Below are 520 nucleotides of genomic sequence, written 5' to 3' on the forward strand. Positions count from 1 at the left end.
GCACTCCTGCCGACACTAGCCATTTTGGCACTTTATACGTCAACCAATGCACGACTCCAAGGCTAACCCCCGCAATGCCGAGCCATTTATGCACACGATAGGCCTTATCCATCCCGTGAACCCATTGCTCGATCACAGGTAAGCGCAGCGCCAGCACCATCGCAATAGACATCAAAGCTAACGACAAAACACCAGAATATTGAATAAGCGCGGAGCGCCATTGGAAGAATTGGGTCGAGGAAAGCAGTTGCGGTTCACTCATCCACCACAACACAGACACGGCGGCAATTATCATCCATACAAAATTTCGTACAGTTTTCATGAACATCACTCTCAAATTGACGACAACTCTAGTTTAGTTTTTCTAGCGTAATGCAACGTCAATATTCGTAAAGTTGAGTAAACCCACAATATACCTAAGGTCAATAACAAACTTGGAGGTATTGCGCAGAATCCTACAGAAAATCGACAGGGATTTAACAGTGGTTAGAGTATTCACTCGTTATAGTTTGCTTAACAT

General features: G+C 44.4%; 1 protein-coding gene. It reads right to left on the bottom strand.

Annotated features, from left to right (window positions below; translation table 11 throughout):
* Positions 1 to 322 (bottom strand): ferric reductase-like transmembrane domain-containing protein (locus R7Z50_RS31020; RefSeq protein ID WP_318150215.1); only part of this gene is annotated, 322 nt, incomplete at its 3' end.
* Positions 323 to 520 lie beyond the last annotated feature (198 nt).

It is taken from the genome of Vibrio sp. 1249-1 (assembly GCF_033340495.1).